Below are 26286 nucleotides of genomic sequence, written 5' to 3' on the forward strand. Positions count from 1 at the left end.
TTCTACAATGGCAGCTAAGGACGTAAAGTTCTCGCGCGACGCCCGTGAGCGCATTCTCGCCGGTGTCGACACCCTCGCCAATGCCGTCAAGGTGACCCTGGGCCCCAAGGGCCGCAACGTCGTCATCGAGAAGAGCTTCGGCGCTCCGCGCATCACCAAGGACGGCGTCACCGTCGCCAAGGAAATCGAACTCAAGGACAAGTTCGAGAACATGGGCGCGCAGATGATCCGCGAAGTGGCTTCGAAGGCCAACGACGCGGCCGGTGACGGCACCACCACCGCCACCGTTCTTGCCCAGGCGATCGTTCGCGAGGGCATGAAGTCGGTTGCCGCCGGCATGAACCCGATGGACCTCAAGCGTGGTATCGACCTCGCCGTGACCAAGGTCGTCGAGAACCTGAAGAGCCGTTCGAAGGAAGTCTCGGGCACTGCCGAGATCGCCCAGGTCGGCATCATCTCGGCCAACGGTGACACCGAAGTCGGCGAGAAGATCGCCGAAGCCATGGAAAAGGTCGGCAAGGAAGGCGTCATCACCGTCGAAGAGGCCAAGGGTCTCGAATTCGAACTCGATGTCGTCGAAGGCATGCAGTTCGACCGCGGCTACCTTTCGCCCTACTTCGTCACCAACCCGGACAAGATGACGGTCGAACTCGAAAACCCGTACATCCTGATCCACGAGAAGAAGCTCTCGAACCTGCAGTCGATGCTGCCGATCCTCGAAGCCGTGGTGCAGTCGGGCCGTCCGCTCCTCATCATCGCCGAGGACATCGAGGGCGAGGCTCTGGCCACCCTCGTCGTCAACAAGCTGCGTGGCGGCCTCAAGGTCGCTGCCGTCAAGGCTCCGGGCTTCGGTGACCGTCGCAAGGCCATGCTGGGCGACATCGCCACGCTGACCGCCGGCGAGATGATCTCGGAAGACCTCGGCATCAAGCTCGAGAACGTCAGCCTGAACATGCTTGGCGAAGCCAAGAAGGTCACGATCGACAAGGACAACACCACCATCGTCGATGGTTCGGGTTCGGCCGAAGAGATCAAGGCTCGCGTCGAGCAGATCCGTGCGCAGATCGAAGTCACCACTTCGGACTACGACCGTGAAAAGCTGCAGGAGCGTCTTGCCAAGCTCGCTGGCGGCGTTGCCGTGATCAAGGTCGGCGGCGCTTCGGAAGTCGAAGTGAAGGAGCGCAAGGACCGCGTCGACGACGCTCTCCACGCGACCCGCGCTGCGGTTGAGGAAGGCATCGTCCCCGGCGGCGGTACGGCTCTCCTCTACGCCACCAAGGCTCTCGAAGGCCTCAAGGGTGCCAACGACGACCAGACCCGCGGTGTGGACATCATCCGCCAGTCGATCATGGCTCCGGTTCGCCAGATCGCGACCAACGCCGGCTTCGACGGTGCGGTCGTCTCGGGCAACCTGCTGCGTGAAAACGACGAGACGCAGGGCTTCAACGCTGCTACCGACACCTACGAGAACCTCGTGGCTGCCGGCGTTATCGACCCGACCAAGGTCGTTCGCACTGCCCTGCAGGACGCGGCTTCGGTCGCAGGCCTTCTGATCACCACCGAAGCGGCGATCAGCGAAGCCAAGGAAGACAAGCCCGCCATGCCGATGCCCGACATGGGCGGCATGGGCGGCATGGGTGGCATGGGCGGCTTCTAAGCCAGCCCGGCCATCGGCCGAACGAAAACGGGCCGGGAGGAGCAATCCTCCCGGCCCTTTTCTTTGGCCGGGCATGACGGCACTGAGGCTCGATCGGGACCTTTATGGGCCCCGCTCTCAGCCGTCCGGCAACATTTCCCCCAGATGAACGAATCCGTCGTGCAAACGGCGAAAAACTGCGGCTTTGCGCAACTACTCGCAGCATCCCGGCAATTCATCGCGAATGGCTGGCGATTCGCCGCCATTTCCTTCATATTTCAGGAACTGGGACGCTGTAGGCTTCAAGAGATATGACCGGGTCTAGCACATTCATCGCAAGGTGCCTGCGTGGCGCCACTCGCCTGACCGCCGTTGCCGCGATGGCGCTGGCGGCGATGACGCCGATTGCGCCTGCCCATGCGGGCGATACCGTCACTGCCGAGAACGTCGGCGACGTTCGCCAGACTTTCGATTCCGTGTTCGGTACCGAGCTTCGCGGCCCGCCGACATATGCGACGCAGTTCGAGAAGCAGCTCGCATCGGTGGCCGAAGCATCCAAGGGCCGCATTGGCGTGGCTGCAGTGGATCTCGCCACCGGACGCACGATAGAAGTGCTGGGCGACCAGCGCTTCCCGATGGCCAGCACCAGCAAGATTGCCATCGCTGCAACCTTCCTCGCCGGTGTCGAAAAGGGCAAGTGGAGCCTCACCAGCGAATTTCCGCTGATGGTCCCGGTCGCCTCGGCGCCGTTCTCCAGCCCGGTCGCGCCGGTTCGTCCCGGCGCCTATCTCTCGGCGCGCGAACTCATCGAGCAGATGATCACCCGCTCCAACAACTACGCGACCGATGCGTTGCTCAAGGTCGTGGGCGGGCCCAAGGCAGTCAACGACTGGGTGCACAACGTCGCCGGTATCGAGGACTGGCACCTCGATCGCGATATCGCCACGCTGGTGCGCGACGACGGCGCGATCGATCCGGCGCAAGTGATCGACAAGCGCGACAGCGCCACGCCGCTCGCCATGGTCAAGCTGCTGAACGGCATCTACGACGGCAAGTGGATGAAGGCGGAAAGCCGCGACGTGATCCTCGGCGCGATGAGCCGCTGCCGTACCGGTCGTCGCCGCATTCCGGCGATGATGCCCGACGGCGTGACCGTCTCGCACAAGACCGGTTCGCTCAACAACACTTCCAGCGACGTCGGCATCATCCAGACCCCGGAAGGCCATGCCTTTGCCGTGGCCATCTATGTCACCGGGCAGGGCAGCCGCCCCAACCGCGAGGCGCGCATCGCCCAGATCGCCCGCGCCGTCTATGACGGCTACCTGACCGAAAGCTCCAGCTACCGCCGCACAGCTTCGCGCTGAGGCGCAGCAGGTCGCAGGCCCGGCCCGGTCGCACCGGGTTTCGCCTTCGCGCGAGCCGTGCCCGCGTCGATCGGACGTTCCAGGCAAAAGCAAAGGCCCGCCGGACCGAAGTCCGGCGGGCCTTTGCCGTCACTCCAGACTGAGCGGTCGGGCTCAGTTGGTCTGGTTGTCCATTTCCGCTTCTGCGTCCTTGGCAGCCTGTTCGGCGCTCGAGGCGGCGTCCCCGGCAGCGTCGGCGGCATCGGCGCCAGCTTCCTTGGCGGCATCGGCAGCGTCGTTCGCAGCACCGGCCATCGCGTCGCCCGCGTTGTCGACCGCACCGGCGGCGTCGGTCGCCATGGCGCTCATGTCATCGGCAGCGGAGGACGCTGCGGCTTCGGTCGCATCCTGGGTCTGTTCCGAGCAGGCGGCGAGCGAAAGGGCCGCAACGGCGGCAGTGGTTGCAATAACGATCTTGCGCATCTTTTGGTAATCCCTCGTTGGCAAGTTGAACCCCGATGGCGAAAGCCACGAAGCAGGCCCGGCACCTTGGTCCGGACCGGTCCCCCATGGATTAGGAGGGGCCGCGCGGCGTTTCAAGCACTCGGGCCAAAACGCATTTCGCAGCATCGGGTTCCCGAGAAAGTTCACGACCTTCGTCGACCTGCCTGCTGACGCCTTGCTCCCGCGCTGCTAGGGGACTGTCCATGGATCCCAAGCAGCACCTCTACCTCGTCGATGGCTCGGCCTACATTTTCCGCGCCTATCACCGCCTGCCGCCGCTGACGAACCCGGAAGGCACGCCGGTCGGGGCGGTCTACGGCTACACGACGATGCTGTGGAAGCTGGCAGACGATCTCAACAAGGCCGACGGTCCCACGCACCTGGCCGTCATTCTCGATGCCGGGAGCAAGTCCTTCCGCAACGACATCTACGAGGAATACAAGGCCAACCGTCCGCCGCCGCCGGAAGACCTGCGCCCGCAGTTTCCGCTGATCCGCGATGCGACCCGCGCCTTCTCGCTGCCTTGCATCGAGGAGCAGGGTTTCGAGGCCGACGACCTCATCGCCTCCTACGCGCGCGCCGCTGCCGAGCAGGGGTGGAACGTCACCATCGTATCTTCGGACAAGGACCTGATGCAGCTTGTCGGCACCTGCGAGAAGGGCGGCGGCAAGATCGACATGCTGGACACGATGAAGAACCAGCGCATCGACATCGATGAGGTGGTCGAGAAATTCGGTGTGCCGCCCGAAAAGGTCGGCGACGTGCTGGCGCTGATGGGTGACTCGGTGGACAACGTGCCCGGCGTCTATGGCGTGGGGCCCAAGACCGCGACCAAGCTGATCCAGGACTACGGCGATCTGGAATCGGCACTGGCTGCCGCGCCCGGGATGAAGAAGTCGAAGCTGCAGGAACGCCTGATCGAGCAGGCCGAGCAGGCCCGCCTGTCCAAGGTGCTGGTTACGCTGAAGGAAGACTGCAACCTGCCGATGCCGCTAGAGGACTTCAAGCTCGACGCGATCCCGCCCGAACCGCTTGCCGAATTCCTCTCCACGCATGGCTTCACCAGCCTTCTCAAGCGCCTCAATGGCGGTGCCGGTAGCCCGGAGCGCGCGACGCAGCTCCACCCGTCCAAGCCGGTAGCGGCGGGCGCCGCTCCTGCCGAAGGCGCCGCGCGCCAGTCGCTGCCGGAATTCCCTGCGCTCGACTATGCCGCCTATGAATGCGTGCAGACGCTCGAGGCGCTGCGGGCCTGGGTGGACAAGGCAGCGGCGGCGCATCTCGTCGCGGTCGATACCGAGACTTCCGCGCTCGATGCCATGCAGGCCGACCTGACCGGCGTCAGCCTGGCGATCGGGCCGAACGATGCCTGCTATATTCCCCTTGGGCACGGCGGCAGCGACATGTTCGCCGAAAAGCCACAGCAGGTGCCGCTCGACAAGGCGATCGAGGTGCTCAAGCCGCTGCTGGAAAGCGAGGCGGTGCTCAAGGTCGGGCAGAACATCAAGTACGACCTGAACGTGCTGGCGCGCTATGGTATCGCGGTTTCACCGGTCGACGATACGATGATCGAGAGTTTCTGCCTCGATGCCGGTCGATCGATCGACGGGATCGGCGGCGGCCACGGGATGGACGAATTGTCCGAGCGCCACCTCGGCCACAAGCCGATGGCGTTCAAGGATCTATGCGGCACCGGCAAGAAGGCGATTCCCTTCGGCGAAGTCCCGCTGGACAAGGCGACCCATTATGCGGCGGAGGACGCCGACGTTACCTGGCGGCTGCACACCCTGCTCAAGCCCCGCCTGTCCGAGGAAGGCGGCACCCGCATCTACGAACGGGTCGATCGCCCGCTGATCCCGGTCGTTGCGCAGATGGAGCGCCACGGCATCAAGGTCGACCGTGAAAAGCTGGCAGGTCTTTCCAGCCAGTTTGCCGAGGCGATCGGCGCGCTCGAAGCCGAAATCCACGAGGCCGCGGGCCAGGAATTCACCATCGGCAGCCCCAAGCAGCTCGGCGAGGTGCTGTTCGACAAGCTGGGCTACAAGGGCGGCAAGAAGGGCAAGTCGGGCCAGTATTCCACCGACCAGTCGGTGCTCGAGAAGCTTGCCGGCGAGGGCGCTGAAGTCGCGACCAAGGTCCTCGAATGGCGCCAGCTTTCGAAGCTGCGCTCGACTTATACCGAGGCACTGCAGGCGGCGATCAACCCGAAGACGGGCCGCGTCCACACCAGCTATTCGCTGGTCGGCGCGCAGACCGGACGCCTGTCCTCGACCGATCCCAACCTGCAGAACATCCCGATCCGCACCGAGATCGGCCGCCAGATCCGCGACTGCTTCGTCGCCGACAAGGGCAATGTCCTGCTCGCGGCCGACTACTCGCAGATCGAGTTGCGTCTGGCGGCGTACATGGCGGACGTGCCGAGCCTGAAGGAAGCCTTCGCCAATGGCGAGGACATCCACGCGCGCACGGCGCAGGAGATGTTCGGGACGGTCGACCGCGATACCCGCGGCCGGGCCAAGACGATCAACTTCGCGATCCTCTACGGCATTTCGCGGTGGGGCCTTGCGGGTCGCCTCGGCGTCGAGGCGGACGAGGCGCAGGCCATGATCGACCGCTACTTCGAACGCTTCCCCGGCATCCAGCGCTACATCGCCTACACGCTCGAGCAGGTGCGTGAGCGTGGCTATTCGGAGACGCTGTTCGGCCGCAAGACCTGGTTCCCGCGCATAACCTCGAAGAACCAGGCTGAGCGGCAGGGCAGCGAACGCGCCGCGATCAATGCGCCGATCCAGGGCACCTGCGCCGATATCATCAAGCGCGCCATGGTGCGCATGCAGCCCGAACTGGAAAAGGCGGGCCTGGGGCATGTACGCATGCTGCTGCAGGTGCATGACGAACTGGTGTTCGAACTGCCCGAAGCCGACGTCGCAGCCGCCTCGAAGGTCATCGAGCGGGTCATGGCGAGCGCGGCGGAGCCGGCGGTAAAGCTGGACGTACCGCTGGGTGTCGAGATCGGTTCGGGATCGAGCTGGGGCGCCGCGCACTGATCGCCCGCGTCGGGCTGCGTGAATTTACGGCCTTGATTATGCTGCGATGCGGCATAACCTCTTGCGCATGATCCGGTTCATCGACCGCAACCTCGTTGCCCTGCCGACCTGGGCGGAGCAGCCCCTGCTTGCCGGGATCGCCGCTGCCATCGGCATTGCCGTGGCACTGGCGGTTCATTGGTTCGTCTTCCGCCTCCTGCGCCGGGTCGCCCGGTCGAGCAGCACCGATTCCGACGACATCGTCGTCAAGCGGCTGGCGCGGCCGACCCGTTATGCCTTCGTGGCCCTGGGCATCGTTCTGGCCGCGCGCGAGATGCCGGTGCTCGAGGCGGTCTGGTCGCGCTTCTCGGGCTTCGTCATGCCGCTGCTGACCGGCTGGATCGCGGTCGCGGTGCTACGCGCCTTCGTCGAAGCAATGATCCTGCGCAACGACATCTCGGTAGAGGACAACCACAACGCCCGGCGCCGCCGCACCCGGCTGGCGATCTTCAGTCGCATCGGCACGTTTTTGATCGTCTTCCTGACGGTGGCAGGCATGCTCGCCTCGATTCCCGGGGTGCGCGAGATCGGGGTGACGCTCATGGCCTCGGCCGGCCTTGCCGCCCTGGCTGTCGGCGCGGCGGCGCAGCCTGCGCTCAAGGCCCTGATCGCCGGTTTCCAGATGGCGCTGACCGAACCCATCGCGATCGATGATGTGGTGATCATCGACGGCGAATGGGGCCGGATCGAGGATATCCGCACGACTTACGTGATCGTGCGCGTCTGGGATGACCGCCGATTGGTCGTGCCGTCCAACCGCTTCCTCGAGGATACCTTCCAGAACTGGACCAAGACCAGCTCCGAACTGCTCGGTACGGTCATGATCTACCTTGACCACGGGGCCGACATTGCGCCGATCCGCGCGGAATATACCCGGCAGATTACCGCGCACCGCCTCTGGGACAAGCGCGCGCAGGTGCTGCAGGTCACGGATTGCGACAACGAGGCCATCGAAGTGCGCCTGCTGATGAGCGCGAAGGACGGACCTGCGTTGTTCGACTTGCGCTGCGAAATCCGCGAATCGATGCTCGACTGGATCCGCCGCGAAAAGCCCGAGGCCCTCGTCCGCCGCCGCACCCTGCCGGTCGCTCCGGTGGAGTTGGCCGCTGGTCCGTCGGTGGCCGAAGCCATGGCTGGCGAAGGCAAGGGCGCCGTTTCGCCCTAGGCGGAGCGGGAACTGGCCCCCAACGAATAAGCCCGGCCGCAAAGGGCCGGGCTTTTCTATGGTATCGAGCCGGGACCGATCAGTCCCCGTGCTTCCTGTCTCTTGTCGATTCCACCATGCCGGGCGTGATGAAGCCGATCGGCGCCACTTCCATGGCGCGCTTCTTCAGCTCGCCCTTCATGCGGGAATACTCGTTTTCCATTTCCTCGGTCACCGTGGCGCGGCTGTCGTCCAGGGCTTCCTCGAAATCGGCCATGCTGACCGACCGGACATCGGCGCCACCCTTGCGGATGGCAATGAGACCGGCCCGGCGCACCACGTCTTCGAGATCGGCACCGGTGAAACGCTCGGTCCGCTCCGCGATGTCGGCCAGCGAGACGTCCTCGGCCAGCGGCATCTTCGAAGTGTGGATGCCCAGGATATGCTCGCGACCGGCCGTATCGGGCGTGCCCACATAGACCAGTTCGTCGAAGCGGCCGGGACGCAGCAGGGCCGGATCGACGAGGGTCGGGCGATTGGTGGCGCCGATCAGGACGACCGACTGCAATTCTTCCATCCCGTCCATTTCGGCAAGGATCGTGTTGACCACGCGGGCCGTGACCTGCGGCTCGCCGAAACCGCCGCCCGAACCGCGTGCGGGCACCAGGCTGTCGATCTCGTCGATGAAGATGACGCAAGGTGCAACCTGGCGGGCGCGGGCGAAAAGCCGGGCAATCTGCTGTTCGCTTTCGCCGTACCATTTCGAGAGCAGGTCCGATGACTTGATCGAGATGAAGTTGGCCTCGGCTTCCTTGGCGACGGCCTTGGCCAGCAGCGTCTTGCCGGTGCCCGGCGGCCCGTAGAGCAGGAAGCCCTTGGCCGGCCGGATGCCCAGCTTGTGGAACGCCTCGGGGTTCCTCAGCGGCAGCTCGACGCCTTCCTTGAGCTTGAGCTGAGCTTCATCGAGCCCGCCGATATCGGACCAGCCGATATTGGGGACCTGCACCATGACCTCGCGCATGGCCGAGGGCTGGATGCGCTTGAGCGCCTCGATGAAATCCTCGCGGGTGACCGAGAGGTTCTCCAGCACTTCGGGCGGGATCGTGCGCGCTTCGAGGTCGATCTGCGGCATGATCCGGCGCACGGCTTCGATCGCGGCCTCGCGGGCGAGGGCGGCGATGTCGGCGCCGACGAAGCCATGCGTAGTGCGCGCCAGTTCCTTGAGGTCCACCTTGTCGCCCAGCGGCATGCCGCGGGTGTGGATGGCCAGGATCTCTCGCCGCCCGCTTTCGTCAGGCACGCCGATGACGATTTCGCGGTCGAAGCGGCCGGGGCGGCGCAGCGCCTCGTCGATCGCCTCGGGCCGGTTGGTCGCGGCGATGACGACCACGTGCGCGCGGCTGTTGAGGCCGTCCATCAGCGTGAGCAGCTGGGCGACGAGGCGCTTCTCCGCCTCGCCGTGGACCTGGCTCCGCTTGGGCGCGATCGAATCGATCTCGTCGATGAAGATGATCGCCGGGGCAGCCTTGGTCGCCTCGTCGAACACCTCGCGCAGGGCCTTTTCGCTGTCGCCATAGCCCGAACCCATGATCTCGGGCCCGTTGATCGAGAAGAAGTTGGCCTCGCTTTCGTTGGCGACGGCCTGCGCCAGGCGGGTCTTGCCGGTTCCCGGCGGCCCGTGGAGCAGCACGCCCTTGGGCGGCGCTACACCGAGTCGGGTGAACAGCTCGGGATAGCGGAGCGGCAGCTCGACCATTTCACGCAGCTGGCGGATGGTATCGCCCATGCCGCCCACGTCGTCGTAGTTGATGTCGCCGCGCCGGGCTTCGGCTTCCTCGAAGACCTCGCGCAGTTCGACTTCGGTATTCTCGTCGATGTGGACGATGCCGCGCGGCGTGGTCGAAACGACGTTCAGGCGGATCTGCGTCAGGGCATAGGCAGGCGCATTGAACATGCGGCGCAGTTGCGGGGGAATGTCGGCCACCTGCTGCTGACCGGTCGTGGCGACGAGATCGCCCTGGACCATCGGACGGCCCGCGAAGTTGCGCTTGAGCGCGGCGGAGGGGCCCTGCAGGCGCATTTCCTTTTGCGCGGGCGCGAAGACGACCCGCTGGGCCGGACGCGATTCGCCCTTGCGGACCGTGACGTGATCGCCCGAACCGACTTCGGCATTGACGCGCTGGAGACCGTCGAGCCGGATGACTTCCAGCCCTTCGTCTTCGGGATAGGCCAGAACGGCCTGAGCCACCGTTACCGATTTGCCGGTGATTTCCAGCACATCGCCTTCCATCGCGCCGATCGCCGAAAGCGATGCGCGCGACATGCGGGCAATGCCCTGGCCGCTCTCTTCCTGCCGGGCGGCCGCAACCTGCAGCCTGACCGTCCGTTCGTCCACCTGGGGTGGGGCGTCCGCCATGTGATTCCTTTCCTTCGCCCAATTCCCTCATGTGCCGCGCGTCGACATCGCGACTTTCTTGGGAGTGACCTTGAGCTAGGTATCGCCCCGAGGGATTTCAAACGAACGGTGATGGCAATCTCAAGTTCCCGCGCGCGTGGGCAGCGCTGCGGAGCGCCATTTCATGATAACGCTCACAGATTGCGGACAAAAAAAGGCCCGGACGTTGCCGACCGGGCCGTGGAAGTTTTGGGAGAGGATGCCTGAAAGGCAGTTTGGTTATGACTCCAGTCGCCTTTTTGTGCAAGTGCGAAATGCGATTTCTGGAGATGCAAAAAAATCAATTACAGTTGCGATTAGGCCAAGAGATCCGTCGAAATCTCCGAAATCCGCCGGAAATTCCCCTAGTCCATAGTCGAATCAGGTTTCATATTTCATTGTAATACTTGCAGGTTTTGGCTGCGGTGCCGGGTGCGCGGAGTGATCCTGCTGCGACGCGAAATCTCCTAAGCTAGCTCAGGACCTTATTGCCATAGCGTTCAGCTTATCGCCTCGCTGGACTGCATTGGGAGGGGAATTCGGTCAAATCCGATGCGCAAATCAAGCAGCGACTCGCCAACCGTGCCGGGCCCCTGAGGCTCGACTCGGTTCGCGATCCGTCTTCGACATCCGACGCACCGGTTGCGGCGGGGGCAGGATCAGAGTTACGCGCCCGCGCCCGGCAGCCCGGATCGGCACCGGGGCGCGGTCATGTGGTGAAGCGGACGCCCGGCTTGAGCGGTCAGTGCACCAGCAGCAGGGCCGGCGATTTTGCTTCATTGAGGAAGTAGGCGGTGACGCCGCCGAACAGGAACTCGCGCATCCGGCTCTTGCCGTAGGCTCCCATCACCAGAAGTTCGGCGTGGTTCTGCGCCACGGCAGCGGCGAGCGTCTCTTCGGTCGAGCCGCGACGCTGGTGCTCCTCGAACTCGGCATGAATGCCGTGGCGCGAGAGATAGCGCAGCGCTTCGGTGCCCGGATAGCCGCCCGGCTTCTCGGCAACGGAGATCACTTTCACCATCTGGCAGTCGGCCAGCAGCGGCACCGAGGCGCGCAGCGCGGCCGCGGCCTGTTCCCCGCCGTCCCAGGCGATGCAGGCGCGGCGGATCGGGATTTCCAGCCCCTTGCCGTCTGGCAGGGCGAGAACCGGAGTGCTGGATATCAGGGCCACTTCGCCGGCCAGTCCGCCTGCGCGCGATACGATCACGAGATCGGACAGGCGTGCCGCCCCGGCCAGGGCGTTGACCGGGTCGTCTTCGCTGCGCAGGACATTGAACGCCACGTCGTCGCGCGAAAGGCGGGCCTCGATCGCTTCGGCGGCGGCATCGTCTTCACCGCGCGCCTGTTCCAGCGCATCGGAGATCACATAGCTGCCGCCCATGGGATCCATGGCGATGTAGCGGGTTACCGGCGTATCGACGAGAACGGTGACGTGACCGCCGGTTCGTCGTGCGAGGTCGAGCGCGGTGTTGATCCGGGCTTCGCTGTCCGGCTTGCGGTCCGCATTGACGAGAATCGAGCGCATGTCCATTTCTCCCACTGATTTTCGAACCTTAGCGAGAGGGTACGCCCCCGCCATGACCGAGATCAAACATTAATCGCGTTTGTTGCCGCGATCGGGTGTCTGGTCTCATTTCAAAGCGTTCAATGCGCGGCCTGTTCCGGATGGGCGTCGATCGAGAGCCGGGCCGCTCTTTCGAACAGCTCGAGAATGACCGGTTCGCGTTCACGCGTGCGAATCGCGGCTTCGAAATGTACCTTCTGTTCCGGCCGGGGCAGGATTTCGACTAGGGATCCTGTGTGCAGATGCTCTCTTACCATGGTTTCGGGCAGAACCGCAGCGCCCTGGCCGCCGCTGACGATCTCGATCATGGTGCGCACGTTGTTGCAGGTGTGCACCGCCCGCGGCGAGAGGCCGTGAACCGCCAGAGTGCCGATGGCGACGGCGTGGATCGGCGAGTGATCGGGCAGCGACCAGACCGGCAACGGCTGCGCGAACCCGCCTGCGCGCGCCACCGCAGGGCCGGCCACCCAGACGAGGTCGACCGAGCCGATCGGCGCCGTGCGAATGCCGGGGCTGGCCACCGGTCCGGCGAGAAAGACGATGTCGCGCGTGCCCGACAGGAGTTGCTGAAGCAGGCGCGCGGTCAGGTCGAGCTCGATTTCCATGGTGACGCCGGGCCGCTCGCGCTCGATCGCGCCGATGAAGGCGGGCAGGCAGCTTGCCGCGGCGATCTCGCCCGATCCGATGCGCACCGCGCCCGTTGCGCCGGCGAAGTCGCTCGCTTCCAGCAGCACCTGCTCCAGCCCGCTGCGCAGCGGTTCGCAGGCCTGCACCAGCCTGCGTCCACGCGCGGTGAGAACCATCCGGCGCCCGTCGCGTTGGAACAGCGAGAGGCCCAGTTGCTCCTCGATCTCGCGCACCCGGGCGGAAATCGCCGGCTGGGTGGTGTTCAGCCGCTGCGCCGCTGCGGCGAAAGTGCCCAGGCGGTCGATCCACATGAGCGTTTCCAGATGATAGAGCGCGATCCGTTTCATAAAACTTTCTTATCGAAACAGATAAAAAACAATCGCTATTCGTAATGTCAATGCATGTCTAGGGTATCGCGCAAGCGAGAGGAGATCTGATGAACAAACTCTATCCCAGTGCAGACGCCGCCCTCGACGGGCTGCTCAAGGACGGCCTGCTGATCGCCGCGGGCGGTTTCGGCCTTTGCGGCATTCCCGAGCGCCTGCTCGACGCCGTGCGCGACAGCGGGGTCAAGGACCTGACCTTTGCCTCGAACAATGCCGGCATCGACAACGAGGGCATCGGCAAGCTGCTGCGCACGCGGCAGGTGAAGAAGATGATCTCCTCCTACGTGGGCGAGAACAAGGAGTTCGAACGCCAGTTCCTTTCGGGAGAGCTGGAAGTCGAATTCTGTCCGCAGGGCACCCTGGCCGAGCGCATGCGCGCCGGCGGCGCGGGCATCCCGGGCTTCTACACCAAGACCGGCGTCGGCACCCAGGTTGCCGAGGGCAAGGAAACCAAGGTCTTCGCCGATTCCAACGGGGTGGATCAGGAGTACGTGCTCGAGCGCGGCATCTTCGCCGATCTTTCGCTGGTCAAGGCGTGGAAGGCGGACGAGAGCGGCAACGTCGTGTTCCGCAAGACCGCCCGCAACTTCAACGTGCCCGCCGCGACCTGCGGCAAGGTCTGCATCGTCGAAGTGGAAGAGATCGTGCCGACCGGCGCGCTCGAACCGGATCACATCCACCTGCCGGGTGTCTACGTCCAGCGCCTCGTGCTCGGCGCCCCCTACGACAAGAAGATCGAATTCACGACGACCCGCGAAAGGGAGACCGCCTGATGTCCGAGGAAACCAAGAAGGGCTGGGATCGCAACCAGATGGCCGCCCGCGCGGCGCAGGAACTGGAAGACGGTTTCTACGTCAACCTGGGCATCGGCATCCCGACGCTGGTCGCCAACCACGTGCCCAAGGGCGTGACCGTCACCCTGCAGTCGGAAAACGGCATGCTCGGCATCGGGCCGTTCCCCTATCCGGACGAGGTCGATCCCGATCTCATCAACGCCGGCAAGCAGACGGTCAGCGAACTGCCGCAGACCGCCTTCTTCGACAGCGCCACCAGCTTCGCGATGATCCGCGGCGGGCATATCGACCTGGCCGTGCTGGGCGCGATGGAAGTGGCCGAGAACGGTGACATCGCCAACTGGATGATTCCGGGCAAGATGATCAAGGGCATGGGCGGCGCGATGGACCTCGTGGCTGGCGTGAAGAAGATCATCGTCGTCATGGAGCACACCTCCAAGAACGGCGATCCCAAGTTCATTCCCGAATGCACCCTGCCGCTGACCGGCAAGAACGTGGTTGACATGATCGTCACCGACCTGTGCGTGTTCCAGCGTGCGGACCACAATTCCCCGTTCAGGCTGGTCGAACTCGCACCCGGCGTCACGGCTGAGGAAGTGGCGGCCAAGACCACGGCCAAGTACGAGGTCTGAAGACAATTGGGCTGCCCGCTCCTCCGGGCGGCCCAAAGCCCCGGCTGACTTGCAGCGGTCACGCCGGGGCCACATATTCTCCGTGCCAAAGCAAAGACTCAGGAGAATTCGGAGATGACCGACCTTGCTGCCATTCCGCTGACGCGCATCGACGGTGCTGGCGACAGCCTCGCCAACCACGAGGGCAAGGTCCTGCTCGTGGTCAATGTCGCTTCCAGGTGCGGCCTGACCCCGCAATACGAGGGACTGGAAAAGCTCTACAACGCATACAAGGACAAGGGTTTCGAAGTCCTCGGCTTTCCGGCCAACGATTTCGGCGCACAGGAGCCGGGCAGCCATGAGGAGATCATGGAATTCTGCTCGCTCAACTACGGCGTCTCCTTCCCGCTTTTCGCCAAGGCCGACGTCACCGGTGAGGGCAAGCAGCCGCTCTATGCCGCGCTGATCGAGGCACAGCCGGAAAAGGTCGGCCCTGCTGAGGAATTCCGCGAAAAGCTCAAGGGTTTCGGCATGACGCCGACGCAGGACCCCGAAGTGCTGTGGAACTTCGAGAAGTTCCTGATCGCCCGCGACAGCACCGTTGCCGGTCGCTTCGCTCCGGGTGTCGAACCGGGCGCGCCCGAACTTGTCGGCGCGATCGAAGCCGAACTCGCAAAGTAGCTTGCCAAGCGCTCATGCCCCGGCAAAGCATGCCCGGGCATGAGCTACGTCCTGATCACCGCGAATCGCAACTATTCCAGCTGGTCACTGCGGCCCTGGGTGCTGATGAAAGCCCTCGGCATCGCTTTCGAGGACCGCATCGAACCGTTCACCAGGCCGGTGAACTTCGATGAATTCCGCAGCTTTTCCCCCACCGGCCAGGTGCCGGCGCTGATCGATGGCGAACGCACCGTCTGGGATTCGCTGGGGATCACGCTCTATCTTGCCGACCGTCACCCCGGCATCTGGCCGCAGGATGAGGCCGCGCGCGCTTTCGCGCAGAGCATCGTCGCCGAAATGCACGGCGGCTTTGCTGCCCTTCGCAACGACTGCACGATGAACGTGGGCGTGCGCGTCCGGCCGCGTCCGATGTCCGAAGCGTTGCGCCGGAACGTCGAACGCCTGCGGGAGATGTTCGAGCAAGCGCTGGCGCGCTTCGGCGGACCGTGGCTTGCCGGACCCGATTTCACCGCCGCCGATGCCTTCTACGCGCCGGTGGCCTTCCGTATCCGCACATATGGCCTCGACGTCGGCGGCGGACAGGCATGGGTCGATCATGTGCTCGACCATCCGGCCATGCGGCAATGGGAAGCCGAGGCCCTGACCGAGGCCTGGCGCGAGGAAGGCCACGAGGCGGAACTTGCCGAATGCGGCGAGATCGTCGCAGATTACCGCAAGAGCTGAACCGGAAGCTCAGGCCTCTCCGGTTTCCACCGGGCGGGCGGGATCGCTGATCCATTCGCTCCACGATCCGGGGTAGAGCCGTGCGCCGGGCAGGCCCGCGATTTCCATGGCCAGTGCATTATGGCAGGCAGTCACGCCCGATCCGCAGCTCAGGACGGCCGGCTTGCCGTCGAGCAGCGCGGAGAAGGTCGCGGACAGCTCCTCGGCCGAACGGAATCGGCCTGCGCCATCGAGGTTGTCGCGAAAGAAGCGGTTCCGCGCGCCCGGAATGTGGCCCGCTACGGGGTCTAACGGGTTGGCATCGCCGCGAAAGCGCGAAGGATCGCGGGCATCGAGGACTTGCGCCGCGCCGGCCCTGATGTTGCCGAGTACGTCCTGCGCGCTGACGATTCCGCCGACGAGCGGATCGCCCGGAGCGAAATCGCCTTCGTTGACCGCCTCGGGTACTTCGCTGGTGAGGTCATGTCCGTCGGCAACCCAGGCGGGCTTGCCACCGTCGAGGACCGCGACAGCGCGATGGCCCATCCAGCGCAGCAGCCACCAGGCCCGCGCCGCCCATGCTCCGCCGTTCGAATCGTAGGCGATGACCTGCTGGCCCTTGCGCAGGCCGAGACTGCGCAGCCACGCGGCCAAGGCATCCCGATCGGGCAGGGGATGGCGGCCGTTGGCGCCATTGGGCGCGCTGGCAAGGTCATTGTCGAGGTGGGCATAGCGGGCGCCCGGCAGGTGCCCTTCGGCATGGACCGTGCGGCCCTTTTCGGGTGCGGCCAGATCGAATTCGCAGTCGAGCAGCAGTACCGGCGTGCCGCTTTCCAGCAGGGCCTGCAGGTCCGTGACCGAGATCAGCGTTTCGAAGGGCATCTTGTGGTTCATGAGGTCTCGCGCTTTCAGTTCCCTGTCTGCATCGAAGTAGGGATCGGCAGGCGCGATGTCGACGCCTGCGGGTCGGTGCGACCGATCCGCCCATGCGCAGGACTTTCAGGTAATGCTCGCGCTCGGCCACGACGCCCTTGAGGGTGGCATCGGCAATCCATGTCCCCGCCGTGATCAAGCCCGCCTACATGGAGATGTGCGCGTACGCGCAGCCCGGCGACGAAATCATCGTCTGGCGCCTCGATCGCCTGTCGCGCTCGCTCATCACCCTGGTCTCGGATCTGCAAGCGCTCGGCGAACGAGAAGTCGATTTCCAGTCACTGTGCGAAGGCATCGATACCACGGCGACAAATGGCCGCGCGTTCTTCCAAACCGTGTCAGCTTTCATGACGTTCGGTCGCGACGTTCAGCGCGAACGTGCCGAAGAAGCGATGACCTCAGGCCACAGTCGACGGCCACTTTGCTGAGCGTGCCAAGAGAGCGGAATGACCGAGGTTTTAACCCGGTCATTCCAAAGCTCGTCAGCCCGGTTCAATTCGCCAATCGGCTGCCGATATTTGACATTGCCAATTGCGCGCCCCCGGACCGGATCAGGCCAGCGCGGCCTTGAGGTCGTCCACCAGGTCGGTGCGTTCCCAGGGGAACAGGTCGCCGCTGGGCTGGCGGCCGAAGTGACCATAGGCCGCCGTGCAGGCGTAGATCGGCTTGTTGAGGCCGAGCCCGACGCGGATGCCGCGCGGGGTGAGGCCGCCCAGACGCGCCTTGGCGACCTTGGTGATCGCGGCTTCCAGCGCTTCCTCGCTCACCGTGCCGGTGTCGTGCAGGTTGACGTAGAGGGACAGCGGCTCGGACACGCCGATCGCGTAGGACACCTGGATCGTGCAGCGCTTGGCAAGGCCCGCCGCAACGACGTTCTTGGCAAGGTAGCGGGTGACGTAGGCCGCCGAGCGGTCGACCTTGGTCGGGTCCTTGCCCGAGAATGCACCGCCGCCGTGCGGGGCTGCGCCGCCGTAGGTATCGACGATGATCTTGCGGCCGGTGAGCCCGGCATCGCCGTCGGGTCCGCCGATCTCGAACTTGCCGGTCGGGTTGATGTGGAACACCGTCTCGCCGGTCACGAAGCCTTCGGGCAGGATCTCGGTGACGACGCGCTTCACGTAGTCCTTGAGCTGCGCTTCCTTCTCGCCCTCGTGGTAGCCCGGCTTGTGCTGGGTCGAGACGACGACGGCAGTCGCGGCAACCGGCACGCCGTTACGGAAGCGCAGGGTGACCTGGCTCTTGGCGTCGGGCTCGAGGAACGGTGCTTCGCCCGACTTGCGGTCGTCGGCAAGGCGCTGGAGGATCTTGTGGCTGTAGTCGAGCGTCGCCGGCATCAGGTCGGGCGTCTCGTCGCAGGCGAAGCCGAACATGATCCCCTGGTCGCCCGCGCCTTCGTCCTTGTTGCCGGCCGAATCGACGCCCTGCGCGATGTCGGCGCTCTGCGGGTGCAGGTGGTTCTCGAAGGTCAGGTCCTTCCAGTGGAAGCCGTCCTGCTCGTAGCCGATGCGGTGCACGGTTTCGCGCACGACGCGCTGGATTTCCTCCTGCGCGCCTTCTTCCCAGTGGCCGTTGCGGTCGATCATGCCCTTGCCGCGCACTTCGCCCGCCAGCACGACGCGCTGGGTGGTGGTGAGCGTCTCGCATGCGACGCGCGCTTCGGGGTCACGCGAGAGGAAAAGATCGACGATGGCATCGGAAATCTGGTCCGAAACCTTGTCGGGATGGCCTTCCGAGACGCTCTCGGAGGTAAAGACGTAGTCACTGCGCATGTTGGGCACCGGGATATAAAGATTGCTTTATGTCTATTGCCATTTACCTCCCGCGGCGGCCGAGTGCAACCACGGAAAGCGCCAGAAGGGCAAGGAATGCGCTGAAAGCGAGCGGGAGGACATTGCCGTAGCGGGCGAAAAGCGTCGGTTCGTGCGGAGGTGGGATGCGTCCGTCGAGGCGTCCGGCGCGGTGCCAGGGAACGAACTGGCGCACGATCCCGTCGGCATCGACGACGGCGCTGATGCCGGTGGTGGTCGAACGCAGGATCGGCAGGCCTTCCTCGATCGCGCGCAGTCGGGCCTGAGCCAGATGCTGCGGCGGCCCCCAGGTGCCGAACCAGCCGTCGTTCGAGGGATTGAAGATGTAGTCCGGGCGATTGCGCGGATCGACCACCTGCCCACTGAAGATGATCTCGTAGCAGATCTGGATGCCGGCCTCGCCGTAGCTGCCCAAATCGTGGGTGCGCGGCCCCGGCCCGGGCCAGAAGTCCAGCGATCCGGCCACGAGGCGGCGCGCCCCCAGCGGTTCGAGCAGCCAGCGCAGGGCGAGATATTCGCCGTAGGGCACGAGGTGTGCCTTGGAATAGCTGGCCAGGATGTGCCCTTCGCCGTCGAAGGCGGTGACGGTATTGCGCGCGCCAACGTTCTTGTCGTCCTTCATCACCAGGTCGACCGCGCCGGTCAGCAAGACGCTGTACGGACCGATCATGCGGCCGATGCGCTGGCGGGCCAGCAGCGGATCTCCGGCATAGGTGTACATGCGGTAGAGGTAATCGGGGTAACCGTCGCGCAGGTAGTCGCCAAGGCCCGATTCCGGCCAGAACACCACGCGCTTCTCGCCCGGTCGACGCTGCAGCGAGAGCATGGCGAGCTTGATGAAGTTCGCTTCGTACTGGCGCGGATCGTCGATGACCTCCTGCCGCAGGTCGGGCTGGACGAGGGTATAGCGGATCTCACCTTCCTCGCGCTTGGCCCAGCGGTCAGGCCCGGTCATCACCAGCACGAGCGGAGCCGCAATCGCCACCGGGGCAAGTACCCAGATCCAGCGGCCCAAGCCGCAGCGCGGAGCGCCCAGACGGGCAAAGTAGCCCGGTATGCAGGCCAGCAGAACGAGCACGCCGGACAGGCCGTAGGTCCCGATCCACGGGGCCAGCAGCGCCAGTCCGCGCGTGTCGAACTGGCCGAGCAGGGCGACGCCCAGCGGATTCCACGAAAACCCGGTGAAGACCCACGCGCGCAGCCACTCGGTCACGATCCAGGCGGCCGGCAGGGCGAAAAGGACGATCAGGAATGCTGTGGGAGCCGCCGGTGCCGCGGCCTTGCCCCTGCGGCCGGCCTTGAGTGCCAGCCATGCGCACAGCGCGGCAAGGCCGGGATAGATCGCGAGGAAAAGCGAGAGCAGGAACACCGCGATTCCGCCCAGCCATGCGGGCATTTCCGCCTGGTAGGTGAAGGCAGTCGCGATCCAGTTGTTGCCGAGGGTGAAGTGGCCAAGGCCGAAGCTCCAGCCGACCAGAAAGGCACTGCGCCCGCTGGCGCATCGCATGACCAGTTCGGCGAGAATGGCAATCCCTGCGAGGGTCAGCGGCCAGAGCGAGAGCGGCTGGAATCCGCAGGCGGCGACAGCGCCCGCGACGATCGCAAGCAGGCCCGCGCCAAGGCGCGGGAAGCGGTCGAGGATCGACAGGGGATTGCGGGAGGCCGGAGCGTGCCGAGGAGAATTCATCGGCGCCGGTATGTAAGCCAGCCCGGCCGCGACGCAAGCGAAGTTGCGCGCGGCCGGATTGGTTGTCGTATCAGTCTACAGTTTCCAGCGCACTTCCGCCGTTGCCGTCTTCGCTCGACGCGCTGGGCTTGCGGGTCCGGCGACGCTTGGGCTTTTCCTCGCCCTCTTCGCCGGCTTCCGGCTTGGCCTTGGCGCGGGTGCGGCGCTTGGGCTTGTCTTCCGCCTTGGCCGAGATCGGGGGCGGCAGGGTTGCCGGATCGAACCCTTCGGAGGCGGTCTGCGCGGCTTCGGACTCTTCGCCGGCTTCGTCATTGCCGTCTCCTGCGTCATCGCCGCGACGCGGCTTGCGCTGTTTCAGGCCGCCACGGGCGCCACGATTGTCGCGCACGAAGGGGTTTTGCGGCGGTTCGTAAATCGAACCGTCGTTGACGTCGGCCTCTTCCCTGGCTTCCACCTGTTCGACAGGGGCTTCGTTGCTGCGCTGGTAGCGCTGGCCGCGATCCTGCTGGTGATAGCGCGGGGCCTCGCCGTCGTTCTCGTCCTCGGAACCGGCGTCGTCGCCGTAATCCTGCGAACGATCGTCGCGGCGCGGCTGGCGCGATTCTTCCTGTCGCTGCTTCTGGTCGGCAATGACACGGAAGTAGTGGTCAGCAAACTGGAGGTAGTATTCCTCCTGAACGCGATCCCCATTGAGGTGCGCGTCATGGGCCAGCTTCCGATATTTCTCCAGCAGCTGCGGTGCATTGCCCCGCGCCCTGCTGTCGATCCGGTTCATCTGCTGCCCGCCCTGCTGACGGTTATTGCCGCGGCCACGCCTGCGGTTATTACCACGATTGTTATTCAAGGATAACGTTCCTCAAAACCCCTGGCTGCCGTCCAGAATGTCTGGCGGTTCAGCCGCACGTCGCAAGTTCACGGTTCGCTGTGATTGCCGTGATTTCCAAATCTGCTCAGTCGAGGCGCCGTAAGCTGCACCGATTGCAAATTGTGGAGGTGAACCGTGCATGGGAAGTTTCATCCATGTCCGGGTTCGTTATTAGGCTTAGGCACTCCAGCGCCCGATTCCAAGCGAAATCTTGCGTTATTCACCAAAATCCTAGGACTCGTGGTCGATTTGCCAGATCACGATAAAGCTGCGTCGAGAGCCCGGCGGCGTGGCCGATGGCGCTGACGGCATCGGCCTGGGCATGGCCGATTTCGACCAGCGCCAGTCCCGAGGGGGCAAGCAGGCCGCGCAATTGGGGGATGAGGATGCGGTAGTCGTCAAGCCCCTCCGGCCCCGAAAACAGGGCGCCCGCCGGTTCGAACGCCCGTACCGACCGGTCGAGCGGAGCATCGTCCTCGACATAGGGCGGATTGGCGAGGATCAGGTCGAACGGGCCGCCCAAGGCATCGGCCCAGCACGGTACGTGCCAGTCGGCCTCGACAAGTGCGGTGCGCTCGGCAAGGCCAAGGGACTGGGCATTGGCCCGGGCGACGGCAAGGGCCCCGGGCGAGCGGTCGATGCCGATGCCGTGCGCTTCGGGAAGCTGCGAGAGCACGGCCAGCAGCAGCGCGCCCGATCCGGTCCCGCAATCGAGAATCCTGCGCGCCCGGGGCCGGGCTGCAAGCGCGGTCTCGACAAGGACTTCGCTGTCGCCGCGCGGGATCAGGACGTCGCTTGAGACTGCGAAGGGCAGGCCGAAGAACTCCTGCTCTCCGACGATGTAGGCGACCGGCTCGTGCGCGATGCGCCGCATCACCAGCGCTTCGTAGCCTGCAGGCACGGGCCCGCCCATGTGGCGCAACAGCAGCTCGGAACGGGTCGCGCCAAGGGCGTGGGCCATCAGCACTTCGGCGTCGAGCCGGGCCGTGTCGCTGCTTGCGGCCAGCCGCTGCGCAGCCTCGCGGATCGCCGCGGCGACGGTGTCTTCAGGCATCCATGGCGGCAAGGCGCTTGGCCTCGTCCTCGGCGATCAGCGCATCGACGAGTTCGCCGAGGCCCGGACCTTCGAGGATCTCGGGCAGCCGGTGCAGGGTCAGGTTGATACGGTGGTCGGTCACACGCCCTTGCGGGAAGTTGTAGGTGCGGATGCGTTCGGAACGGTCGCCCGATCCGACCATCGCCTTGCGCGCTTCGGCCTCGGCGCCCTGCGCCTCGTCGCGCATCTTTTCATAGAGGCGCGCGCGCAGGACCTGCATCGCCTTGGCCTTGTTCTTGTGCTGGCTGCGCTCGTCCTGGCAGGTCACCACTATGTCGGTTGGCAGGTGGGTGATGCGCACCGCTGAATCGGTGGTGTTGACGTGCTGTCCGCCGGCGCCGCTGGCGCGGTAGATGTCGATCTTGAGGTCCTTGTCCTCGATCTGGACGTCGACTTCGCTGGGCTCGGGCAGGACCGCGACGGTTGCCGCCGACGTGTGGATGCGCCCGCCGCTTTCGGTCACCGGCACGCGCTGGACGCGGTGCACGCCGCTTTCGAACTTGAGCTTCGCGAAGACCCCGGTGCCCGAGACGTTGGCTACCACTTCCTTGAAGCCGCCGATATCGCTGGCATTGGCCGAGATCATCTCGACCTTCCAGCCCTGTTCGGCCGCGAAGCGTTCGTACATGCGATAGAGGTCGGCGGCGAACAGCGCGGCCTCGTCCCCGCCGGTGCCGGCGCGAATTTCAAGCATCGCCGGGCGGCTGTCCGCGGCATCGCGGGGCAGCATGGCAATGGCGAGCTTGCGCTCGGCCTCGGGCAGTTCGAACTTGATCCGTGCCACTTCCTCGTCCGCCAGGGCCCGCATTTCGGGATCGGGGTCGTCGAGCTTCTGCAGGCTCGCCAGTTCCTCGCGCATCGAAACGATTTCGGCGGCGACGCGCGCTACCGGTTCCAGTTCGGCATAGTCGCGGCTGGCGGTAACGAAAGCCTCGCCCTCCAGCGTGCCGGAAGCAAGGCGCGCCTCCAGTTCGGCAAACCGCACGCCGAGTTGGGCAAGACGGGTGTCCGAAACGCTCACGGCCGGATCGACTGGATGACCTGCTCGACCGCGAGGTATTCCGCCGTCGGATCGGCCGCGCGCAAGTTGGCGACGGGCACGCCGTCGCGCATCACGAACGAGACGAGCACTTTCGCGCCGAGCTTGACCGCCTTGTCGAAGCGCTTGCGCGGTGAGCCGGTGGCGATCATCTCGGCATCGATGCCCTGGTGGCGCAGCGCGGTAATCGCCTTCTGCGCATAGGGCAGGGCCGTGTCGTCCTCGACCGCGAGGATTACCGTGAGCGGCGCTTCCTCGAGGGCGCCGGCATCGGCGACCAGCATCGAGAGGCGTTCGATGCCAGCTGCCCAGCCGACTGCCGGGGTCGCCGGGCCGCCCAGCGCTTCGAGCAGGCCGTCGTAGCGGCCGCCGCCGAGCACGGTGCCCTGCGCGCCGAGCCGGTCTGTCACAAATTCGAACGCAGTGTGGCGGTAGTAGTCGAGCCCGCGCACAAGGGCCGGCGCGCGCACATAGTCCACCGAGGCCGCGTCGAGCCCTTGTGTCACCTGTCCGAAGAAGTCCTGCGCCTCGGCCGAGAGGAAGTCGTCGATCTTCGGCGCATCGGCGGTGAAGGGCTTGTCGCGCGGGTCCTTGGAATCGAGGATACGCAGCGGGTTGCGTTCGAGGCGATCCTGCGAATCCTCGCTGAGCGAGGCCTTGTGATCGCGGAAGTACTCGATCAGCGCGGCGCGCCAGGCTTCGCGGCTGGCGGCATCGCCCAGGGTATTGAGCTGCAGCGTGACGCCTTCGGCAATGCCCAGTTCCTTGAGCAGTTGGTCGGCCATGACGAGAAGCTCGACGTCGACCATCGGTTCGGCCGCGCCGATCACTTCGGCGTCGATCTGGTGGAACTGGCGGTAGCGGCCCTTCTGCGGGCGCTCATACCGGAAAAGCGGGCCGTGGGTCGCAACCTTGAGCGGTGCGAACTGCTTCCAGCCATTGGTGAGGTAGGCGCGGGCGATTCCTGCGGTGAATTCGGGACGCAGGGTCAGCGATTCGCCGCCGCGATCCTCGAAGGAGTACATTTCCTTGGAAACGACATCGGTCGTCTCTCCCAGCGAACGCGAGAATACGGCGGTCTTCTCGAAGACCGGCATTTCGACGCGGCGGAAGCGGTAGAGCTTGCGCACGCGTTCGAAGGTTTCGACGACATGCGCGAAAGCCTCGGCGTCACTGCCGAAAATGTCCTGGGTTCCGCGGATAGCCTGTGGTGTGCTGCTCATGACGCGCGCGCTTAGCGGGAATGGGGCTGCGGGGGAAGACCGCTGCTGGGCAAGGCGCAGCCCATCGGTCCCGATGTGGTAACGGATCCGGTCCAAATCGGGAAGGTTGCACGGTCCAGTCACGCTTGCGGTTGCGCTCGCGCGGTGGGGTTGCCAAAACCCGGGCCCATGAAAAATATTCCTGCGGTTGCAACGCTTCTTTCCGCCCTTTGCCTTTCCACTTCGGTTCCGGCGATCTCCGCTGAGCCGAGCCGCATCGAGATGGCCAGCCCGACGGTGCCCGATGCGGTCGACACCCCCTGGCCGGGCGGGACGATCCAGCTCGACATCGATGCGAGCGACGTGACTCGCGCGACGTACAAGGTGACCGAGACGATTCCCGTCGCGCCCGGGACCGAACGGCTGACGCTGCTGTTCCCGCAGTGGCTGCCCGGCAACCATGGACCGCGCGGGTCGCTCGCGGAGCTGGTCGACTTGCGCTTCACCGTCGACGGCAAGCCGGTGAGCTGGGAGCGCGACCCGATCGAGGTCTATGCCTTCCACGTCGACCTGCCCGCCAATGCCCGCAAGGTCGTGGCCCGTTTCATCCATACCTCGCCCCTGCAGGCATCCGAGGGCCGCGTGACGGTGACTCCCGAGATGCTCAACCTGCAGTGGGAGAAGATGAGCCTCTATCCGGCCGGGCACTATGTCAGCCAAATCAGGGTGCGCCCCAGCGTGACCTTCCCCAAGGGCTGGACCGCGGCCACCGCGCTGGACGGCGAAACCCGGGCGGGCGACCGCTACGCCTGGGCCGAGACGAATTACGAGGAACTCGTCGATTCTCCGATATTCGCGGGCGCCAACTATCGCCGCTTCGATCTGGGCAATAAGGTCTCGCTCGATGCCGTGGCGGATTCGCCCGAACTGCTGGACCTTGCGCCGGAAAACCTCGCGAAGCTTCGTGCGCTCTCCGACCAGGCACTCTATCTGTTCGGCAAGCCGGCCTTCGACCACTACGAATTCCTCGTCGCGCTTTCGAGCAAGATCGGCGGCATCGGCCTGGAGCACCTGCGTTCGAGCGAGAACCAGCTCGAGCCGCGCGCCTTCGTCGACTGGAAGGGCATGGACTGGGACCGCAACGTCCTGCCGCACGAATTCACCCATAGCTGGAACGGCAAGTACCGCCGCCCTGCCAAGCTGTGGACGCCGGACTACCGTACGCCGATGCAGGACAACCTGCTGTGGGTCTATGAAGGCCAGACCCAGTTCTGGGGCCAGGTTCTTGCGGTGCGGTCGGGCGTGCAGGAAAAGGACACCGTGCTCGGCGCGATCGCACGTGCGGCCGCTGGACTCGCCGGCAATCCGGGACGCGGCTGGCGTTCGGTGGAAGACACGACGTTCGATCCGGTCTTCGCCGCCCGCAAGCCCAAGCCCTATGCCTCGATGGCCCGCACCGAGGACTATTACTGGGAAGGCGCGCTGGTCTGGCTCGAGGCCGACCAACTGATTCGCGAAGGCACCAACGGCCGCAAGGGCCTCGACGATTTCGCCAAGGCGTTCTTCTCCTACCGCGAAGGCACTGCACCGACCCTGCGCTACGGCTTCGACGAAGTCGTGGCGACGCTCAACGGAATCTACCCGCATGACTGGGCAAGTTTCCTCAAGGACCGGATCGACCTGCCGGGGCGCGGCGCGCCTTACGCGGGGATCGAGAAGGCAGGTTACCAGGTCGTGTTCAAGGACGTGCCCAATCCTTACGACAAGGCGCTCGTCGACAAGTACGGCAGCCTCTACCTTTCGCATTCGCTGGGCATGACAGTCGACAAGGACGGCGATGTCAGCGGGGTCGTCTGGGACAGCCCGGCCTTCAACGCCGGCATCGTGACGGGCGCGAAGATCATTGCGGTCGACGGCACGGTCTATTCCGCCGATGCGATGACCAAGGCGATCACCGCGGCCAAGTCGCGCAAGGAGCCGCTGCAGATCGTTGTGCGGCGCGGCGACAGGGTCATGACCGTCCCGGTCGACTATCATGACGGCATGCGTTGGCCCTGGCTGGTATCGACGACGCCCGGCAGGGAAAACGGCCTCGACCGCCTGCTTGCGGCCCGTCGCAACTAAATCAGTCTACGACCATTAGCCTG

The 26286-nt window shown here is 65.2% G+C and carries 21 protein-coding genes; 10 read left to right on the plus strand and 11 right to left on the minus strand.

All coding sequences use genetic code 11. The features are described from left to right. The first annotated feature begins 7 nt into the window (after window positions 1-7). Together groL and B5483_RS16645 are read left to right on the plus strand one after the other, a co-directional pair. A complete protein-coding gene (gene groL, locus B5483_RS16640) occupies window positions 8-1657 on the plus strand; it encodes a chaperonin GroEL (protein WP_054947226.1) in 1650 nt (549 codons plus the stop codon). Window positions 1658-2016: 359 nt separating this feature from the next. Next, window positions 2017-3000 (plus strand): serine hydrolase, encoded by a 984-nt coding sequence (locus tag B5483_RS16645; RefSeq protein WP_054947229.1) that lies wholly within the window; start codon window positions 2017-2019, stop codon window positions 2998-3000. Between the two features lie 153 nt (window positions 3001-3153). On the opposite strand, the gene B5483_RS16650 is transcribed toward B5483_RS16645, so the two are convergent. Then, window positions 3154-3462, minus strand: coding sequence for a hypothetical protein (locus B5483_RS16650; protein WP_054947146.1), 309 nt, complete (start codon window positions 3460-3462; stop codon window positions 3154-3156). Between the two features lie 224 nt (window positions 3463-3686). Between B5483_RS16650 and polA the strand changes: the two genes are divergently transcribed. Together polA and B5483_RS16660 are read left to right on the plus strand one after the other, a co-directional pair. Further along, a complete protein-coding gene (gene polA, locus B5483_RS16655) occupies window positions 3687-6527 on the plus strand; it encodes a DNA polymerase I (RefSeq protein ID WP_079731223.1) in 2841 nt (946 codons plus the stop codon). Window positions 6528-6594: 67 nt separating this feature from the next. After that, window positions 6595-7731, plus strand: coding sequence for a mechanosensitive ion channel family protein (locus B5483_RS16660; protein WP_079731356.1), 1137 nt, complete (start codon window positions 6595-6597; stop codon window positions 7729-7731). Window positions 7732-7810: 79 nt separating this feature from the next. On the opposite strand, the gene B5483_RS16665 is transcribed toward B5483_RS16660, so the two are convergent. The 3 genes from B5483_RS16665 to B5483_RS16675 all read right to left on the minus strand — a co-directional run bounded on the left by B5483_RS16665 (window position 7811) and on the right by B5483_RS16675 (window position 12682). Continuing rightward, window positions 7811-10126, minus strand: coding sequence for a CDC48 family AAA ATPase (locus B5483_RS16665; RefSeq protein WP_054947144.1), 2316 nt, complete (start codon window positions 10124-10126; stop codon window positions 7811-7813). A 760-nt stretch (window positions 10127-10886) separates the two neighbouring features. Next, window positions 10887-11669: a universal stress protein gene (locus B5483_RS16670; protein WP_054947164.1), complete on the minus strand. Its 783-nt coding sequence runs from the start codon at window positions 11667-11669 to the stop codon at window positions 10887-10889. A gap of 119 nt (window positions 11670-11788) precedes the next feature. Then, window positions 11789-12682 (minus strand): LysR family transcriptional regulator, encoded by an 894-nt coding sequence (locus tag B5483_RS16675; protein ID WP_079731224.1) that lies wholly within the window; start codon window positions 12680-12682, stop codon window positions 11789-11791. 89 nt (window positions 12683-12771) lie between these two features. Here B5483_RS16675 and B5483_RS16680 point away from each other — a divergent pair, with 89 nt between their 5' ends. From B5483_RS16680 to B5483_RS16695, 4 genes are all read left to right on the plus strand, one after another. Next, complete coding sequence (locus B5483_RS16680; RefSeq protein WP_176168087.1) at window positions 12772-13494, plus strand: CoA transferase subunit A; 723 nt, start codon at window positions 12772-12774, stop codon at window positions 13492-13494. Then, window positions 13494-14147 (plus strand): CoA transferase subunit B, encoded by a 654-nt coding sequence (locus tag B5483_RS16685; RefSeq protein ID WP_079731225.1) that lies wholly within the window; start codon window positions 13494-13496, stop codon window positions 14145-14147. The genes B5483_RS16680 and B5483_RS16685 overlap by 1 nt, the downstream gene beginning before the upstream one ends. A gap of 114 nt (window positions 14148-14261) precedes the next feature. After that, window positions 14262-14807 (plus strand): glutathione peroxidase, encoded by a 546-nt coding sequence (locus tag B5483_RS16690; protein WP_079731226.1) that lies wholly within the window; start codon window positions 14262-14264, stop codon window positions 14805-14807. A gap of 39 nt (window positions 14808-14846) precedes the next feature. Next, a complete protein-coding gene (locus B5483_RS16695; RefSeq protein WP_054947139.1) occupies window positions 14847-15530 on the plus strand; it encodes a glutathione S-transferase family protein in 684 nt (227 codons plus the stop codon). A 9-nt stretch (window positions 15531-15539) separates the two neighbouring features. On the opposite strand, the gene B5483_RS16700 is transcribed toward B5483_RS16695, so the two are convergent. Next, window positions 15540-16403: a sulfurtransferase gene (locus tag B5483_RS16700; RefSeq protein ID WP_079731227.1), complete on the minus strand. Its 864-nt coding sequence runs from the start codon at window positions 16401-16403 to the stop codon at window positions 15540-15542. A gap of 170 nt (window positions 16404-16573) precedes the next feature. On the opposite strand from B5483_RS16700, the gene B5483_RS16705 reads away from it, so the two are divergent. Then, window positions 16574-16870, plus strand: coding sequence for a recombinase family protein (locus B5483_RS16705; RefSeq protein ID WP_245829329.1), 297 nt, complete (start codon window positions 16574-16576; stop codon window positions 16868-16870). Window positions 16871-16993: 123 nt separating this feature from the next. Here the strand turns inward: B5483_RS16705 and metK are convergent, their stop codons facing one another. The 6 genes from metK to hisS form a co-directional block, all read right to left on the minus strand. Beyond that, window positions 16994-18211: a methionine adenosyltransferase gene (gene metK / locus B5483_RS16710; protein WP_054947163.1), complete on the minus strand. Its 1218-nt coding sequence runs from the start codon at window positions 18209-18211 to the stop codon at window positions 16994-16996. A 43-nt stretch (window positions 18212-18254) separates the two neighbouring features. Further along, window positions 18255-19937, minus strand: a complete 1683-nt coding sequence (lnt, locus tag B5483_RS16715; RefSeq protein WP_079731228.1) for an apolipoprotein N-acyltransferase — start codon at window positions 19935-19937, stop codon at window positions 18255-18257. Between the two features lie 70 nt (window positions 19938-20007). Continuing rightward, complete coding sequence (locus B5483_RS16720) at window positions 20008-20781, minus strand: DUF4167 domain-containing protein (protein WP_079731229.1); 774 nt, start codon at window positions 20779-20781, stop codon at window positions 20008-20010. 241 nt (window positions 20782-21022) lie between these two features. Further along, entirely contained in the window at window positions 21023-21856 is an 834-nt protein-coding gene (gene prmC / locus B5483_RS16725; RefSeq protein ID WP_079731230.1) for a peptide chain release factor N(5)-glutamine methyltransferase, read from the minus strand. Then, window positions 21849-22919 (minus strand): peptide chain release factor 1, encoded by a 1071-nt coding sequence (gene prfA / locus B5483_RS16730; RefSeq protein WP_079731231.1) that lies wholly within the window; start codon window positions 22917-22919, stop codon window positions 21849-21851. The genes prmC and prfA overlap by 8 nt, the downstream gene beginning before the upstream one ends. After that, complete coding sequence (hisS, locus tag B5483_RS16735) at window positions 22916-24160, minus strand: histidine--tRNA ligase (RefSeq protein ID WP_054947133.1); 1245 nt, start codon at window positions 24158-24160, stop codon at window positions 22916-22918. Before hisS ends, prfA begins: the two co-directional genes overlap by 4 nt. Before the next feature lie 168 nt (window positions 24161-24328). On the opposite strand from hisS, the gene B5483_RS16740 reads away from it, so the two are divergent. After that, window positions 24329-26263 (plus strand): M61 family metallopeptidase, encoded by a 1935-nt coding sequence (locus B5483_RS16740; protein ID WP_079731232.1) that lies wholly within the window; start codon window positions 24329-24331, stop codon window positions 26261-26263. Window positions 26264-26286 lie beyond the last annotated feature (23 nt).

Source organism: Novosphingobium mathurense (assembly GCF_900168325.1).
GTDB classification, from domain to species: Bacteria; Pseudomonadota; Alphaproteobacteria; order Sphingomonadales; family Sphingomonadaceae; genus Novosphingobium; species Novosphingobium mathurense.